Below are 263 nucleotides of genomic sequence, written 5' to 3' on the forward strand. Positions count from 1 at the left end.
GTGCTGTCCGACAGCGCGCGCGCCTTCGCGGCCAGCTTCGCGCCGAACGCGCTGCTCTGCCCGAACGCCTTCAGCGTCGGCAGGCCCTGCACCGCGTCGAGAAACTCCTCGCCGAACGCCTTGAACGCGGCCGAACGGGCGAGCGCCGCGCGCTGGTCCGCGCGATGCACGAGCTGCGGCAGCGCGAGCGTGACGAGCGCCGCGACCAGCAGGATCGCGGCCGTCGGCACGTCCCACCACGCGAGCATCGCGAAGATCATGAT

The 263-nt window shown here is 72.2% G+C and carries 1 protein-coding gene; it reads right to left on the minus strand.

Going from position 1 to position 263, the window contains the following annotated elements; translation table 11 throughout:
• Positions 1-263: 6TM ABC transporter family protein (locus AAEY78_RS13625; protein WP_352339872.1), on the minus strand; the 263-nt coding region annotated here is incomplete at both ends.

The organism is Psychrobacter sp. 16-MNA-CIBAN-0192 (assembly GCF_040309565.1).
GTDB lineage: Bacteria > Pseudomonadota > Gammaproteobacteria > Pseudomonadales > Moraxellaceae > Psychrobacter.